This is a genomic window from Streptomyces sp. NPDC048473, from assembly GCF_043200155.1.
Lineage (GTDB): Bacteria > Actinomycetota > Actinomycetes > Streptomycetales > Streptomycetaceae > Streptomyces.
The window spans coordinates 42,725-58,754 of record NZ_JBICXE010000041.1; the positions used below are offsets into that span (position 1 = coordinate 42,725).

General features: G+C 68.6%; 13 protein-coding genes and 1 pseudogene. 7 read left to right on the top strand and 7 right to left on the bottom strand.

All coding sequences use genetic code 11. The features are described from left to right. From ACGFU7_RS38685 to ACGFU7_RS38695, 3 genes are all read right to left on the bottom strand, one after another. Positions 1-792 carry a carbon-nitrogen hydrolase family protein gene (locus tag ACGFU7_RS38685; RefSeq protein ID WP_393702480.1) on the bottom strand — a complete coding sequence of 264 codons (792 nt, stop codon included), beginning with the start codon at positions 790-792 and terminating at the stop codon, positions 1-3. A gap of 788 nt (positions 793-1,580) precedes the next feature. Further along, entirely contained in the window at positions 1,581-2,750 is a 1,170-nt protein-coding gene (locus tag ACGFU7_RS38690; protein WP_393702481.1) for a caspase family protein, read from the bottom strand. Continuing rightward, positions 2,747-3,982 (bottom strand): hypothetical protein, encoded by a 1,236-nt coding sequence (locus ACGFU7_RS38695; RefSeq protein WP_393702483.1) that lies wholly within the window; start codon positions 3,980-3,982, stop codon positions 2,747-2,749. Before ACGFU7_RS38695 ends, ACGFU7_RS38690 begins: the two co-directional genes overlap by 4 nt. 211 nt (positions 3,983-4,193) lie before the next feature. On the opposite strand from ACGFU7_RS38695, the pseudogene ACGFU7_RS38700 reads away from it, so the two are divergent. Next, positions 4,194-4,568 (top strand): annotated as a pseudogene (locus ACGFU7_RS38700) (transposase); the annotation flags it as partial. A 160-nt stretch (positions 4,569-4,728) separates the two neighbouring features. On the opposite strand, the gene ACGFU7_RS38705 reads toward ACGFU7_RS38700, so the two are convergent. Together ACGFU7_RS38705 and ACGFU7_RS38710 are read right to left on the bottom strand one after the other, a co-directional pair. Continuing rightward, the gene (locus ACGFU7_RS38705) at positions 4,729-6,882 is read right to left on the bottom strand and encodes an alpha-galactosidase (RefSeq protein ID WP_393702485.1); all 2,154 of its coding nucleotides are present in this window, start codon (positions 6,880-6,882) and stop codon (positions 4,729-4,731) included. A gap of 34 nt (positions 6,883-6,916) precedes the next feature. Then, positions 6,917-8,137, bottom strand: coding sequence for an ROK family protein (locus ACGFU7_RS38710; protein WP_329833518.1), 1,221 nt, complete (start codon positions 8,135-8,137; stop codon positions 6,917-6,919). A gap of 113 nt (positions 8,138-8,250) precedes the next feature. On the opposite strand from ACGFU7_RS38710, the gene ACGFU7_RS38715 reads away from it, so the two are divergent. The 4 genes from ACGFU7_RS38715 to ACGFU7_RS38730 all read left to right on the top strand — a co-directional run bounded on the left by ACGFU7_RS38715 (position 8,251) and on the right by ACGFU7_RS38730 (position 13,868). Further along, complete coding sequence (locus ACGFU7_RS38715; protein WP_393702487.1) at positions 8,251-9,534, top strand: ABC transporter substrate-binding protein; 1,284 nt, start codon at positions 8,251-8,253, stop codon at positions 9,532-9,534. Between the two features lie 185 nt (positions 9,535-9,719). Beyond that, the gene (locus ACGFU7_RS38720) at positions 9,720-10,529 is read left to right on the top strand and encodes a carbohydrate ABC transporter permease (protein WP_393702522.1); all 810 of its coding nucleotides are present in this window, start codon (positions 9,720-9,722) and stop codon (positions 10,527-10,529) included. Continuing rightward, complete coding sequence (locus ACGFU7_RS38725) at positions 10,526-11,353, top strand: carbohydrate ABC transporter permease (protein WP_123465598.1); 828 nt, start codon at positions 10,526-10,528, stop codon at positions 11,351-11,353. The genes ACGFU7_RS38720 and ACGFU7_RS38725 overlap by 4 nt, the downstream gene beginning before the upstream one ends. Positions 11,354-11,408: 55 nt before the next feature. After that, positions 11,409-13,868: an Ig domain-containing protein gene (locus ACGFU7_RS38730; RefSeq protein ID WP_393702488.1), complete on the top strand. Its 2,460-nt coding sequence runs from the start codon at positions 11,409-11,411 to the stop codon at positions 13,866-13,868. 305 nt (positions 13,869-14,173) lie between these two features. Here ACGFU7_RS38730 and ACGFU7_RS38735 read toward each other — a convergent pair whose 3' ends face one another. Continuing rightward, the gene (locus ACGFU7_RS38735; protein ID WP_393702490.1) at positions 14,174-14,452 is read right to left on the bottom strand and encodes a winged helix-turn-helix domain-containing protein; all 279 of its coding nucleotides are present in this window, start codon (positions 14,450-14,452) and stop codon (positions 14,174-14,176) included. 233 nt (positions 14,453-14,685) lie between these two features. Here ACGFU7_RS38735 and ACGFU7_RS38740 point away from each other — a divergent pair, with 233 nt between their 5' ends. Together ACGFU7_RS38740 and ACGFU7_RS38745 are read left to right on the top strand one after the other, a co-directional pair. After that, a complete protein-coding gene (locus ACGFU7_RS38740; protein WP_393702491.1) occupies positions 14,686-14,877 on the top strand; it encodes a hypothetical protein in 192 nt (63 codons plus the stop codon). A gap of 102 nt (positions 14,878-14,979) precedes the next feature. Further along, the gene (locus ACGFU7_RS38745) at positions 14,980-15,348 is read left to right on the top strand and encodes a hypothetical protein (protein ID WP_393702493.1); all 369 of its coding nucleotides are present in this window, start codon (positions 14,980-14,982) and stop codon (positions 15,346-15,348) included. Positions 15,349-15,584: 236 nt separating this feature from the next. On the opposite strand, the gene ACGFU7_RS38750 is transcribed toward ACGFU7_RS38745, so the two are convergent. After that, positions 15,585-16,028 (bottom strand): winged helix-turn-helix domain-containing protein, encoded by a 444-nt coding sequence (locus tag ACGFU7_RS38750; RefSeq protein ID WP_393702495.1) that lies wholly within the window; start codon positions 16,026-16,028, stop codon positions 15,585-15,587. Between the last annotated feature and the right edge of the window lie 2 nt (positions 16,029-16,030).

Below are 16,030 nucleotides of genomic sequence, written 5' to 3' on the forward strand. Positions count from 1 at the left end.
CTATACGTTTGTTCGATCTTGATAGCTCGTCTTGAGTAGGTCCCGTCGGCGCTGGCCGAGGTACCAATTGGCGGACTCGTCAAGGTCGATCGTGGTTGTGGTTATGGTGGACTCGCCAAAGTTCGCCTCGGCGAGGACCTCTCCTCTCGGTGAGATGACCATGCTGGGGCAGTGCTGGTGAGGATCTGCCACGTTGGCTGCCAGGACGAACCGTTGGTTCTCCGCTGCGCGGCTGATGAGGTGGCTCCGCCAGACCCCTGCGGGCTCGGAGGGGTTGGCTGCATGGGTGAGGTAGATGAAAGCCTGTGCTCCGCGGTCGGCTAGATGCTGCCATTGCTCGGGGAAACGGATCTCCCGGCAAATCTGGACGCCGAGCGTGATGGGTCCGCTCGCCAGGTGGATCGTGAGCGTCGAGAGCTCAGAGCCTGCATCGAGTTGACCTCGCTCATTCATCGCCAGGTTTATCTTCCGGTAGGTCCAGCGGGTGCCGTCCGGAGAGAAGTAGAGGGCGGCATTGCTCCAAGCACCACGTTCGAATAGCAAAGTGCCGCAGAACAGGTGGATGGCTCTGCGCTGAGCTAGCTCTGCGACGCGGTCCATGGCATGCGCGAGGGCCGAGGGCGGTAGGCGTTCGAGGGCTGAGAGGTCGGCGCCGTAGCCGGACAGCGCACCTTCGGGGAGTACGACGATCTCGTCTGGCTGGACGTCTGCCAGGAGCGAGGTGATGGCCGCGAGATTTTGCTCGATGTCCCAGGTGATGGGAAATTGCGCGATCGCTATGGAGGCTTTCATCAGTCCTTCTTTCGACGGCTGATCTCGTCTGCGTAAGCGGCCCAGTCGCCGCCGGATGCCTTCTGCCACTGGACCGCGACTTGGATGTGGACTCCGAGCATCCGGGCGAGGAGGGCGGCGGGGAGCTCGGCGGCGAGAGTGAACAGGACGGTAGATCGGTCCTGTTGGGGCCGAACGCCGATCTTGTGCAGCCTCAGACCGACCTGGCTGTCGCTGAGCGGACGGCCGGGCTACCCTCCGGGGAAGAGCCAGGGGGTGTCGTCCGGCGTGCCGATCTTGGCCTTGCCGCGTCGGGTTGCGACGAGCTCGCGGACCAGAGTGCCCAGCGGCATCGGAAGGACGACGGGCGACGGCAAGCGGCCGCTCGGGCGCGCCCGTCGGGATGACCGCCGGTCCCTCCCCGTCCGCGTCCGGCAGGGCCGAGGGTGGCAACGGCACCCATCCGTCGAGACCGCCCCGAGGCCCCTGCCACAAACTCAGCCACCCAGTTGTGCTGTGGCGCCCCCGGTCCGTGAGCCGTGTCTCTGCAGTTGCGTCCGTGGCGAGGCGTGCCGTCGGGTCCCCACCGGTGACCAGCGTGCGGCGCAGCGGCACATACGGTGACCAGCCTCGCAGCAGGAACCGCTCGCCGGCGCGCAACTGCACCGTGTGCGGTTGCTCTGTGCACAGCGGAAAACGGTCCAGGACACGGTTGTGGTGGTCCAAGATCTCCGCCGCGCCGACGACTGTGCCCGCTCTGGCGGCCGGAACGGTTGGGGCATGCACGACGGCCTGTTCCGTGCGGGAGTTCACAACTCCCCCAAGGCGAGGGTGTTTTGGTGGCTCGGCGGAGACAGCCACACATCGCAGCCGGTGGCGGTGAAGCGGCCGTTGACAAAGTCGGCATCGAGCCGGGCTGGGCCGCTGGGGCCTTCGCCCTGCCACGGCTCAGGTGCGGGGCCGCGCCGCTGGATGAGGTGCCCGCTGGTGCGCTCGGACAACATCCACGTTGCGGACGAGAGCGCGTCACCGGGGTTCGTATCGAAGTGAAACGGTACCGGTGGGCACTCGTCGAACGTGAACACGGTGCCGCCCTTGGTGGAACTGACAGAGGTGTCACACACCTGGCGCGGTTCGTCCTGCTCCTGCAGTCCCGGCCACCCCGTGAGCTGGCGGACGTAGGGCCCGATGGTGTCCGTGGTGACCTCCCACCTCGAGCCTTGTCGCGGCTCGCGCGGCATGCTCAGCGCATTCAGCACCGCCCTGGTGAACAGCGACGGCGACTTGCGGCGGGCGTACGCGTCGGCGGCGACGTCGGTGGATCGCAGCACCAGACGGTCTCGGCTCCTGGGATCGCGCGGCGGGGTCTTCAGCGCAGTGGCGTCGAGACTGGCCAACGCCTCTAGTGACGAGGGCATGCTGCGGCACGCGTCGACAAAGTAGAGCTGCTTCTCTGCGGCGTTCTCTTCCATGCCCAGCACGGTGGTATCCAGGTCGATGGCGTTCGTGAAATACGAGTGCATGTTCTCGCCGGTGTCCTGCAGCAACAGGCCGTGCGGTCCTCGGCCGATCTGGACGCCGTGGCCACAGAAGTGGAATAGCGCGACGTTGTCCGTGTGCCTGTCGCAGCGCTCGTACCACCGCTCGAACGCCGTTATCACCTCGCTCATCACGGCCGGCGCGATCTCCGTCGAACCGTCGTCGCCTGCCAGGCGCACCGGTGCCTCCGCGGAGATCAGCACCTCCAGACTGCCCAGCGGCAGCTCCGGGCGCTCCCCCAGCGGACCGAGCAGGGCCTCGCACATCGCCGTCGCGGACACTGGCGGGGCGGTCAACTGGGCAAAGCTGCGGCAGTGGTCGGCACTCTGGGCCTTGGTTCGCTGAAGCGGGCCGCCCTTGAACCAGTCGTACTGCCCCACACCGATCACGAACGCGTGCAGCGCCGGGCCGTGGATGGGGTGATCCCTGAGCGTGGTCACGAGTGGGTCCCCTCGGCGATGCGGCGGGCGAGGCGGCGGTGGAAGTCCGGAGAGGTCAGATAGGCGCCGTGCGGCAACAGGGCCCCGCTGTCGAAAACGAGATCCTCCGCGTCGGCGAACACGGGCCCGGCCACGAACGCCAACGGATCCCGTACATCCACAACGTTGGTTCGCCGCGTCACGTTCGGCAGCATCGGTACCCTCGCAACGTGCGGGGACGGCACGGCCGGGTCGCTCGCTGCGAACAGTTTCAACTCCTCGAAGAGGCCGACTTGCGTGCCCACGGTGACCAGCAGGTCGACGTGCGCATCGGGCCGGTACAACGAGAGGACGTCGTGGACGATGTTGCCGCCCATGCTGTGCGCCACGACGATCAGCGGATCACCGTTCTCCCGTGCCGCGTCGGCCGCGCAATGCAGCGCATTGCCCACCAATTCCATGACAGGACCGGGCCGTTCGACACTGCCACGTCCAGCGAGATACCCCGCGACATCCGCGAACAGCAGTGCGCCCTTCGGCGTGAAGCGCCGGCTCACTGCCATTACACCGCCAGCAATGGTCTTCGCGAAGGCAGCGTTCATGCGCCGCACGGCCGCCCGCGCGGACCGGGGCACGAGCATGCCACCGAACGCTTCCCACTCGTCCAGTGCATCACGCGGCCCACTGCCGTCGTCCAACTTTCCCTGCCAGAGGTTCAGTTCCTCGGCCAGGCGATCCAGAAAATCGATGTCGCCCTCGATCTCGCCGATCCACGCGAAGAACTCTACGCCGTCGCCGTGCCGACCCTCGCCGGTCTTCCACACCCAATAGGCCACGGCTCGCGCGCAAAACACCACCAGCGTGTCCCGCTCCTCTGCCGACCGCGCGTCCACCGACGCCGCCAGCAACTCCAAGGCCGCCAACAACGACTTCCGCGCGGCCGTCACCAGCACGCGCCCCTCCGCAACATCCGGCTCCGCCGCCACGACCCCGACGACCATCTCCGCGACCGAGTCGTCGATCGCTGACCTTTCATCGCCCAGAGACTCCACGCCGTCAACGCAAAGGCTCGCCCAGTTCCATGCCGGCGGCGACAACAGCGCGCCCCAGTGCGGATTGAGAATCGGGGCCTCGGGCGACCGACAGCCCGCCGCTGGCAACAACGCGAGCCGAAACCAACTGTCCCGCAAGGCTGCCCGCTCCTCGTCCTCCGCCTCGCGATTGCCGATTCCGTGCATGTGGACCAGCGCCATCGTTCCCCCTCAAGCCCGGACCGTCCATTCTGCAACACTGGACCATCCTCGCAATGTCGGGTGAACTACTCAGGCAGATCACGGCCTTCGAGGAGACCGTGTAGGTAGCAGCCATCTGCACCGTTCAGCACCTCCACACGCAGCCGCCACCCGGCCCACCAAGCCCGGCGGGTCCCACCGCCGTCGCCATCGAGGCAGACTTGCGCTCACCGCGGCAAGACGCTTCTTCCGCCGCCTGATAAAGAAGACCCGTACGGTGCCGAGGGTGGTCGTCACCGACAAGCTCCGCTCCTACAGCGCGGCGCACCGCGAGGTCATGCCCTCGGTGGGACACCGCTCCCACAAGGGCCTGAACAACCGGGCGGAGAACTCCCACCAGCCCACGCGGCAGCGTGAACGCGCAATGAAAGGATTCCGTTCCGTAGGCGGGGCCCAGCGGTTCCTGTCCGCGTTCAGCGGCATCTCGCCCCACTTCCGCCCTCACCGCCACCTGATGACAGCCTCCGACCACCGAGCCGAGATGACCGTCCGCTTCGCGATCTGGGACCAGATCACCCAAGCTGCCAGCCGGCCCACCACAGCCTGACCACAGGCCCGGACCGCAAGCCCACCATGCCCCAACACGCCGTCAGGCACCGACATACTCAACAACTTGACAGCGCCCATCGGCGACGTCAAGCGCTTCACCTTCGAGTCCGACTTCGACGAACTCGCGCTCAAGCTGCGTGACGAGGCCATCCGCCGGATCAGACGGCGCGCAGGTGGACCAGCGCCGCGCTCTGAGGTGCCCGCGCAGGACCTGGCAGCCCCAGTGCTCCCAGCGCCGCACCGGAGGCCTGGACACCCGTGACCTCCCAGGTGACCGACGGGTCGGCCGGCGTGATGAGCGAGGCGCGGTAGGTCCGGTCCGGGTCGAGTCCAGGGATGCGGAGCCGAGGCGGCACGGGCACGATCTCATCGAGCTGGGCATAGGAGAAGAGCGCCTCCGACCGGTCCCGGGCGACCACTCCATGCGCGAGCAGACCGTCGGGCAGTGCGACACGCGTCAACCGCCCCGTGTGCAGGAGCGCGCGGTGCCGCTTGTAAAGGCCGATCCAGGACGCGAGACGGTCCAGCTCGTGGGCCGGCACCTTCGTGAGGTCCCACTGGATGCCGAACTGGCCGAAGAAGGCCGTGGCCGCGCGGAGGTCCAGGACGCTGGTCCGGCCGGTCTGGTGGGAGACCGGTGCGGTGACGTGAGCGCCGAGGTACTCCAGCGGGGCGAGCTGGGCGCTCCAGTGCTGGATCGGCTGGCGGGACAGCGGATCGGTGACGTCGGAGGCCCAGGTGCTCTGGACCCGCTCGAGCACGTCCAGGTCGATCCTGCCGCCTCCCGAGGCGCAGCTCTCCCACGAGATGCCGGGATGGCGGCGGGCCAGCTCAGCGAGGAGCTCGCGGAAGGCGAGGGTCTGCCGCCGTGAAGCGGGCCGGCCGGTGCCGCGCGAGTCACCGCCGTCGACCTGGTCGCGGTTGTGGTCCCACTTGACGAAGTCGATCCGGTGCGCCGCCACCAGACGGCCGAAGGCGTCGAGCAGGTGGGTCCGCACGTCCTCCCGGCCGAGATCGAGCAGGTAGCAGTTGCGTTCCAGCACGGGCGACCGGTCGCCCGTGCGCAGAATCCAATCGGGATGATCGCGGTGGACCGCGGAGTTCGGGTTGACGGCCTCCGGCTCCCACCAGAGCCCGAACTCCATCCCCTTCTCGTGCACCCGGTCCACCAGCGGTGCCAGCCCGTGCGGCCACACCGCCGGGTCCGGGGTCCAGTCGCCCAGGCCGTCGTCAAGGGAGGTGCGGCCTGCGAACCACCCGTCGTCGAGCACGAAACGCTCGGCACCCAGCTCGGCCGAGATGTCGACCAGCGCGGTCAGCGTGTCGAGGTCGTGGTCGAGGTAGACCGCCTCCCACGGGTTGAACATGACGGGTGCGGGCCGGGACGGATGGGCCGCGAGCGACCGGACGTACTGGTGGGTCGCGTCCGCCAGTCCGTCGAGGCCGCGCGCGGACGCGGCCACGTGCACCCAGGGCATCGCGTACGTCTCGCCCTCGGCGAGAACCATCTCGCCCGGGTGCAGCAACTCGCCGGCCCGGACGACGGCGGTGCCGGAGCTGAGCTGCTCGACTGCGTACCGGTGGTTGCCACTCCAGGCGAGGTGGACACCGAGCACCTCACCCTGGCCGTATCCGAAGCCGGGGTTACCGACCACGACCAGGCCGGTGCCGTCGAGGACGCGCATGCCGCGGCGGTGCTCCCTGACCCACTGCCCGTCCGCGAGGGCACGGCGCTGGGGTTGCCGCTCGCGGGCCCATCGCCCGGTGAAGTCGAGGATCTCGCCCGCGCCGGTCGGAACGGGGACGACCACGTCGAGCGCGTCGACCACGTAGGGGCCGGCGCCGACGTTGGTCAACAGGTGCCGGAGGCGGAGCCCTCCGCCCGGGACGGCTTCGGCCTCGAAGCACAGTTCGAGTCCCGCTGCCCTGTCGGTGGCCCGGACCGCGAGTGAGTCGTCGTCACACCGCACCGAGCCGGGGCCGAACGCGGTGGACCAGTCGCTCCCGGGGCCGTCGGGGCCGACCCGGTGGCCGAGCAGCGCGGGCCGTCCGAGATAGCCGCGCGCGTGCTCCGGGAGCACGCTGACCGGTGAGCCGGTCAGCCAGGAGTTCCAGGCCGTGGTCTCGACCGAGGCCGGGACCGTCAGGGACCGGACGTCCGCCGCCGCCAGGGAAGGGCCCACCCATCCGATGTCGGGCAGGCCGTCCGCCCTCGGCAGCAGGACCATCGTCGTGGTCTCGGTCCCGCCGAGTCCGGAGAGGGACACGGGGGCGGTGGGCGCGGGCACGGCAACGCGTCCGGGCTCGATCATTCGGTGACTCCTGGTGCGGTGAGAGGAAGGTGGATCAGGCCTGCACGGCGAGCAGCCGTTCCTTGAGGTCGTCGAGCGCCAGCCGGGCGGCGCCGAGGGCGACGGACTCGTCGCCGAGCAGGGACACGCGGAACTCCGGGCTGTTGAGGGAGGTCGCGGCCAAGTGCCGCCCGAAGGGGCCGGCGAGCACCTCCCCCGCGCGGGACAGGCCACCGCCGAGCACGACGAGATCGGGGTCGACTGCGTGGACCAGGACGGAGGCGCCCAGGGCGAGGGCCTCGGCGACGCGGTCGACGGTGCGCACCGCGGTGCGGTCGCCGTTCGCGGCCGCTTCGAAGAGCGCCCGGACGTTGCCGCTGGTGGACTCCTCGGCGGCCGAGCCCGCGAGCTTGCGGCTCTCGCGGTCGAGCTGCGCCATCGCCTCGGCCCACCCCAGGATCTTCATGGAACCGACGGACGCCGCCAGGCCGTGCCGCCCGTTGTGGATCTGCCCGTTGATGACGATCGCGGCCCCGAGGCGGCGGCCGGCGTGCATGTAGACGAGGTCGCGTGCCCCGGCGCCGCCCCGCCACTGCTCGGCCGCCGCAGCGAGGTGGATGTCGTTGGAGACCAGCACGTCGCGCCCGAAGCGCTCCGAGACCTCCGACACCACGTCGATCCTGTCGAAACCCGGGAGTGAGTAGACGTCCAGGTCCTGGCCCGCGGGCACGGTGCGGATGTCCATGACCTCCGAGCCGTTGGCGCCCACACCGGTGATGCCGCAGGCCACCGAACGGACGTGTTCCGCGCTTGTCCCGGTCTGCCGGAGGGTCGCCTCGGCCAGCCGCGCCGCCGCCCCGATGCGCCCGGCCGGCCCGACGCGGGAGTCGACGCTGCGTCTGCGTACCGCCAGGACGTCTCCGCGCAGGTCGCAGACGACCACGGCCACCTTGTGGGCGCCGATATCGACTCCGACGACAGCGAAGTCCTCGGCCACGACCTCGTAGCGCCGGGCAGGCCGTCCCGCCGACCGCTCGCCGTCCGGGCGGTCGAGCGCCTCACGGACGAAGCCCTCGTCCAGCAGCGTCGCCACCAGGTCCTCGGCGGTGGGGCGGGAGACCCCGACGATCGCACGCACGTCGCTGACCGTCAGCGACGCGGTGTCGAGGAAGGCCCGCACCGTGGCCGAGAGATTGAGCCTGCGCAGGAGGTGGGCATCGCCCGCACGGCCGGCGGGTGCCGTGCTGCCCCGGGTTGCACCGATGTCTTGACTCACGGCGGCACGCTATCTAAATTGACGCCGCAACAGCAATATTGACAAGAAACTTACTTATCTAAATTCTGGCCGAGCGACCTCCCCCGGTGGGTTCGACCAGCAAGGAGGGCCTCATGATCAAGCGGGCCAACTGGGGTGCAGTAGCAGTGTCGTTGGGCCTGGTCGCGCTGACCGGCTGCGCCGTCGGCGGCGGGAGCGAAGGCGGGGACGGTTCGGGCGATGACGTGACGTTGAGCCTGCTCACCTTCGAGACACCCAACCTCACCGCCTCCTACTGGGACGACATCATCGCCCGGACCAGCGCCAAGGTGCCGGGGGTGAAGATCAAGAAACTCGTCGCGCCGAGCGCCGAACAGCGCAACGAGTACACGCGCCAGCTGGACTCGACCGGCGCACTGCCCGACATCATGGTCGCGATCGACCCGGCCGGACTGGCGGAGGGCGGCAAACTCGCCCAGTTCGGCACGGACGAGCTGGCCGACTGGACCAGCCCGACCGCTAACAGCTTCGACGGCAAGATCTACCAGCTGCCCACCAACTCGCAGACCTGGCAGATCTACTACCGCAAGGCGGACTTCGAGAAGGCGGGCATCACCACCCCTCCGAAGAAGTGGGACGACCTGCTCGCCGCGGTCGACAAGCTGAAGGCGGCGCGGATCAAGCCGTTCGTCATCGGCGGCGGTGCACCGGACGGCCTCGGCCCGCGATGGACCTTCGCCCAGCTGGTGGCCGACGAGGTCTACGCCAAGGACCCGAAGTGGCTCGACAAGCTGACCGCGGGCAAGACCGACTTCAGCGACCCGCTGTTCGTCAACGCGGCGACCAAGATGAAGGCACTGGCGGGCAAGGAGAACGTCGACAACCTGTCGGCCACCTACGCACAGGCACAGGAAGCCTTCCTCAAGGGCAAGGGCGCCATGTACCCGATGGGTTCGTGGTTCCCGGCGTCCCCGGACAAGGCACAGCAGAAGGAGTTCGGCGCCTTCCCCATGCCCACGCAGGACGGCTCGCTCGTCCTGCCCGTGTACACCGGCGGCGGACTGTCGGTGAGCGCCAAGTCCCCTGACGTCGCGAAGGCCAAGCAGTGGGCCGTCGAGTTCTCGAAGCTGAACGCCGACGGCGGGGCGCGGTACGACGGCCTGTTCGTCGCGCTCAAGGGCTACAAGCCGCCGGCCGGACTGCCGCCGCTGTACAACACCACCCTCGATCTCTACGAGAAGGCCCAGGCCGGTGGAACCGTGACACCGAGCTTCGGAAACGAGAGCGGTGTCCCGGCCCTGCCGTCGGGCTTCATCCCCAAGGTCGACGCGGCACTGAACGATCTCCTCAACGGCCGTGCGGACGTGGGCGAGTTCGTCGCGACGCTGAACACGAAGTTCAAGGAGCTCTCGAAGTGACGCGCCCCTCGCCCGCCCGGACGAGGACCGACGCCGCCGGAGGAAAGTCGCGGCCCGACCGGCCGCCGGCCACTTCGGCCCCGTCCGGGCGCGCGGGTGGGCCGCACCGGCGCCGCACCTGGACGTGGTCGTCGGCGGGAACCGGCGCCGTCTTCGTCCTGCCGACCCTCACGATCTTCACCGCGATGGTCCTGGCGCCCATCCTGTGGACCCTCTACACCGGGATGACCGATGAGCGCGCCACGCGCCCGGACACCTCGTTCGTAGGCCTGGACAACTACGGATTCCTCCTCGGGAACGAGGAGTTCCGGCACTCCCTGTGGAACACCGTGGTGATCACGGTGATCGTGGTGCTGCTGACGAACCTGCTCGGTCTCGCGATCGCCCTGCTGCTGCGCCGGCCGGGCCGGCTCTACAGCCTGCTCCGCAGCGTCTACTTCACCCCGGTGATCCTCTCCGCTGTGGTGGTGTCGGTGATCGGACGCTCGATCCTGGCGGACGACGGCCTGCTGAACAGCGCGCTCGTCTCGCTGGGGGTCGAGCACCCGCCGGGCTGGCTCACGGATCCGTCGTACGCGATCTACTCCGTCTCCGGGATCATGGTCTGGCAGCTGCTCGGCTTCGCCGTCGTGGTCTACCTCGCCGGGCTCGCGGGGATCCCCGCCGAGCTCGACGAGGCGGCGAGCCTCGACGGCGCCGGCCCCTGGCAGCAGTTCCGCGCGATCACCTGGCCGCTGCTCGCGCCCGCGCTGACGATCAACACCGTGATGCTGATGATCAGCTCGTTCAAGGTCTACGACCAGATCGCCGTGCTCACCAACGGTGGCCCCGGCACCGACGGCACAGCCACCGTGGCCTTCGCGGTGATCCGCACCGCCTTCTCCGAGCAACGTCCGGGAGTGGCGTCCGCGATGGCCGGGATCATGCTCGTCGTCGTCTCGGTCGCGAGCGTGACCGTGCTCAGGCTCCTGCAACGACGAGAGGTGAATCTGTGAACTCCCGAATGCCGTGGATGCGGCCGCTGTTGGCCACCGGCGTGGCGGCCGTCTTCTGCATGCCGCTCTACGTGGCGCTGGTCAACGTATTCAAGCCCAGCTCCGAGGTCGTGACCTCGCCGTTGGCGCTCCCGCTTCCGCCGACCCTCGACAACCTCGAACACGTACTGAGCCGGCCGGACGGGCTGTTCTGGTACGGCCTCGTCAACTCCGTCACCCTGACCGCGGCGTCGATCCTCATCACCACCGTGCTGGCCGCGATGTCCGCGTACCATCTCGTGCGGTCGGGCCGCTGGTGGAGCCGTGCCGTCCTCGGCGTCATGCTGTCCGGCCTGATGATCCCGCCCGCGGTGATCATGCTTCCGATCACGCGGATCCTCGACGCCATCGGCCTGTTGCACTCGATGCCGGGCGCCGTGCTGGTCGACGTCGGGTACTACCTGCCGTTCGCCGTGTTCGTCTTCATGGGCTTCATCCGCTCGATCCCGCGCGAACTCGAAGAGGCCGCGGCGGTCGACGGCGCCGGCCGGTTCCGGATCTTCTGGCAGGTCGTCTTCCCGCTGCTGCGGCCCGCGTCGGCCAGCGTGCTGATCTTCCTCGGGGTATGGGTCTGGAACGACTTCCTGACTCCACTGCTCGTCCTGGGCCCGGGAGCCGGGAACACCGTGACGGTCGGGATCTTCCGCTCCATCGGCCCCTACCAGCAGGACTTCGGGGCGGTGTTCGCGTTCATGCTGTTGGCCACCCTGCCCGTCCTGGCCTTCTATCTCGCCTTCCAGAAGCAGTTCGTCCGTGGTCTGACCGGGGGTGCCACGAAGGGATGACCGGCACGAGCGGCCGGTGCAGCAGTTTTCGTCGAGAGGTGACAGGAGTAATATCGTGCGGTTCTCAGAACTCATAGTCGGATCCCAGCCTCCCCGGAGGAGGCCCGAACAGCGTCGGCGGACGGCCGGTGCCCTGGCGTTCGCGGTGCTGACCGCCGGCATTCTGCCCGCGGTCGGCGCACAGCCGGCGCAAGCACGACCTGGCGGAACGACTCCGTCGATCGAGATCCAAGCCGGCTATCTGGAGCTGGAGCTCGACAGAACAGGGACGGTCGTGGGTCTGGAGGACGTCAGGACCGGGGTCGACCACCTCGCGCCCGGTCATGCGGCGTCCCTGGTCAGCCTGGTCGTCGACGGCAAGCAGCAGAGGCCGACCACGGTTGACCGTTCCGGACCCGGTGGCCAGATGCTCACGTTCCGGAACAAGGCCGCGCACTGGAAGATCCAGGTGAAGCTGGTCAGCAGTCGCGGCGGCTACACCACGTTCGAAGCGGTCGCCGTTGACGTGCCGAAGGGCGTCGATGTGCAGACCCTGCTCTGGGGTCCACTGGCCACGTCGATCTCCAAGACGGTCGGTACATCGGTGGGCGTGGTCCGCGACGACGATTTCGCCATCGGGCTCCGGCCGCTGACCGACCGTACCGAGGGCGCCTGGCCGCAGGAGGACCAGGACATGGGCTGGGAGAGCGAGGTCAACCACGATCCGGACCACGTGAGTGTGGGTTCCCTGGAGGAGTGGAGCGCGGCAGGCGTGACCCCCTGGGGTTCCGTACTGCGTGCCTTCACCTTCGACTACACCAAGGAACGCCACCGCAAGGTACGCGGCTATCCGATCCCGGTCGGACCGCTGCCCGGCCGCGACGGCAGGATCGCCGGTTCCAAGATCGCACTCTTCGGAGCCTCGCCCGAGGCGACGCCGACGATCCTTTCCAACATCGCGAAGGGTGAGAAGCTGCCCTACCCGAAGCTGAACGGGCAGTGGCAGAAGGCCTCCCAGGCGAGCAGCCAGTCATGGCTGGTGCTCGGCGACCTGGAGACCGGCAACATTCCGGCGGCGGCCCGGTTCGCCAAGGCGGCCGGCATGAACCGCATCTACTCACTCACCAGCAGCTACGGCCCATGGAAGTCCAGCGGCCACTACCAGTTCGACTCCAGCCTGGGCGGCAGCGACGCCGGGGCCGCGGCGGCCGTGGACAGCGCCCGGGCGAACGGTGTACAGCTCGGCGTACACACTCTGTCGGACTTCATCAGCACCGGCGACGAGCCCTACAACTGGGCCTGGTTCCCGCGGGACGCCTACCTCAAGCCGCCCGCCGACGACCGGCTCGCGATGGGAGGCACCGCCTTGCTCACCCGTCCACTGACGGCGGACGACACCACCGTGTACCTGGACGACGGCGCGCTGCTCACCGCGGGACCCAGCTACAGCCTCCTGCGCATCGGGGACGAGTTCGTCAGCTACGGAGCGGCCGAGCAGGTGGGGAAGGAGTGGAAGCTGACCGGCGTGCAGCGCGCGCGATGGGGATCGGTCGCGGTCGCACACCCTGAGGGCGACCACACCGCCCGGGTAATGGCCAACAGCTACGGCGGCGCCATCGGCGGCCATGCCGTCCTCGACGAGATCAGCGACCGGCTGACCACCGCCTGGAACACCACCGGCATCACCGGTATGTCGTGGGACGGCCTGGAGTCGGCATCGGAGTCCGGCTGGGGCGCCTACGGCATGGCGCACCTGGTGAACAAGACGTTCCGGCCCATCGATGCCAAGGACGGATTCATCTCCGAGACCAGCCGGATGACCTCGAACACCTGGGACGCGCTGACCCGGGCCAGCTGGGGTGAGGTCGGCAGCACCTCGATGGAGCAGGTGTTCGCCAACAACAAGTACCTCCAGGCGAACTACCTCCCCGGCATGCTCGGCTGGATCAGCCTCAACGGCTCGGACAGTCTGCTCACCATGGAGTGGAAGCTGGCCCGAGGCGCAGGCCTGAACGCCGGGACGGGTTTCCAGAGCTCGGTCTCCCGCCTCGAATCGGGCGGCGAGAACACCACGCGGCTGCTCGACGCCATTCAGCAATGGGAGACGGCACGCAACCTGGGCGCGTTCACCGCGGAGCAGCAGGCGCGGTTCCGCGACCTGAAGACGAACTGGCACCTGAGCGCGGTCGAGCCGGGCAAGCGCTGGTCCCTGCAGGAGCTGGACGCCGACGGCAAGCCGGTCGGCGCCCCCCAGGCCGTCGTCGCCCCGACCCCGGAGCTCGACGCCGGACCGCTGCCCGCGGCAGCCAAGGGAGCCCTGTACGAGGCGACCGTGAAGACCAACACGCCGGCGACCACGCGCTACGCGGTGACCTCGGGGACCTTGCCCGCGGGCCTCGTGCTCAATGCGGACACCGGCGGAATCGTGGGGACACCGGTCAGGGCGGGAGCGGCGCCGTTCACGGTCACGGCGTACCAGAGCTCCGGTCAGCCGACAGCGCGGCGCGACTACATGATCGAGGTCGGCGGTCACTGAGCTCGTAGGCGTGGTGTCGTCAGGGTGAGTCCAGTGCCGGCAAGGCATCCGTCAATAAGGTCGGGCTGGTACTGGACCTGGCGCAGTCCCGGTGGGCGCCGTCGAGCAGGCGGATGTAGTCCATCTCGCTCAGCGAGCGGCACTCGCCCTTGCGGCCGGCGTGTCGGCACAGGCGGGTGGGCAGGCCCGGCCTGATGCACAGCAGCCCGGCCACCGAGAGGCGGCCACGGCTGCACCCGGGCACACGCACCGTCGGGGTGATCCCGCGCTGGCCCCAGGTACGGCCCTTGGGCGGCCGACCGGGGTTACGCCCGATTCATCCTCGAAGCAGATGAACGCGCCGGTCGCCGTCCGGAGGTTTTTACCTCCTGCCAGGTCGCCTTCCGCCATGCAGTAATCGCGTCTTCGTCGTGTTCGGCGGCGGGCCGGGCGGGCATCTGCACGCTGTAGCCCATCCGGTGCAGCAGCCGGGTGACGCCGGAGAAGCTGTAAGAGATGTGGAACTTTCGCCCGATCAGTGTGCGTACCCGGGCGACGGTCCACACCTGATCGTCCGTCCAGCCGTGTGCGGCCGGTGCAGGCATCGGACCTGTGTTCTCCCATCCGCCGAGGCGATCTTGCCTGGCTTCAGAGTCGCTACAAAATCCGATTCAGCTCAGGCCTGATCCGGCGTATGGGTGTGCAGCTGATGCGTCAGTCTTTCGCACGGGGAGGGGCTTCTTGGAGCACGCCTGGACCGACTGCGAGGATGCTCAACTGTGCTGTTGCGACTGCCGTACCTCGCCCTGTCGACCGCCTTCAGCTTCATACGTTACCGATGGGCGATCGGGAGAAGGATCTGGAGATCCTGGCGCTGCGCCACCAACTCGTCGTGCTGCAGCGGCAGGTAGGCAAGCCACATCTGACCTGGCCCGACCGGGCGCTACTCGCCGCACTGCTGCACCGCCTCCCCCAAGTGCGGTTTCTTCAAATCCATTTGATCGTCTCCGCTGACACTGTGCTGCGCTGACACCGCGAGCTCCTGCGCCGACGCCACGCCAAGGCCTCCCGCCCCAAGCGCCGGGGCCGGCCCCGCACCGTCCGCCCCATCCGCGCCCTGGTCCTGCGCCTCGTGCGAGAGAACCCAGAATGGGGCTACAGGCGCGTGCACGGGGAACTCGCCGCGCTCGGCATCAAGGTCGCCGCTTCCACCGTGTGGACCACCCTCAAGGAACACGGCATCCCGCCCGCACCCAAACGGGGGCACACCACTTGGGCCGACTTCCCGCGTTCCCAGGCCGACGCCATCCTGGCCGCCGACTTCTTCGAGACCAAGACCCTCACCGGAACGACCCTGACCATCCTCGCGGTGATCGAACACGCCACCCGCCGCGTGCGGGTCCTTGGCGTCACCGCCCCCCGACCGCGGCATGGGTCACCCAACTCGCGAGGAACCTGGCCATGGATATCCAGGACGCCGGAACGAAGATCAAATACCTGATCCGGGACCGCGACGTGCGCTACCCGGCCGGCTTCGACGGCGTCCTGGCCGAGGAGGGAATCAAGGTCGTGCAAACCGGGGGCTCATCCACGCAATGCCGTCGGCTGTGGCGGCGCCATGTTCCACGGCGGCGACCATGCGGTGCAGGATGTCGCCGGCTCGCCCGGCGGAGAGGAAGTGCCGGGGTGTGAGCTGCCTGGTGGGCAGGTGCAGCAGCATGGCGTTCGGGCCGTCCGTCAGGTTGACAGCCGTGTTTTGGTAGCCCAGGACGTGGACGAGGCCGTGTGCGTGGTGGTGCTGGCGTCCGCAGTACAGGATCGTGCCGGAGAACGCGGCCTCACCTGTCGAGATACACATGGCGGAAAGGTACCGCCCCTGTCCGGTGGGCGCCGGGCCTGTGCCTCGATCGCCTCGTCGTCGCGCTCGATCGCCCTTCGGGCGGGCCGCTGCCAGGACCAGGTGTGCCGCTTCAGTAACCGCCAGGTGCCCTCCACGGAGTACGAGACGTGAAACAGCCGACCGGTCGACGACTTGATCCGAGCGAGGGGCCACGGAAGTGCGGTTGTCGGTCGTGTTCGACCCGGACCGCCAGGCCGTAATCCTTGTCGGTGGCGATGACTGATCACCTCAAGGACCCGCGTGGAGAAGGGCCCTGATGTGCGCCACCAGAGGCGGCGCACAT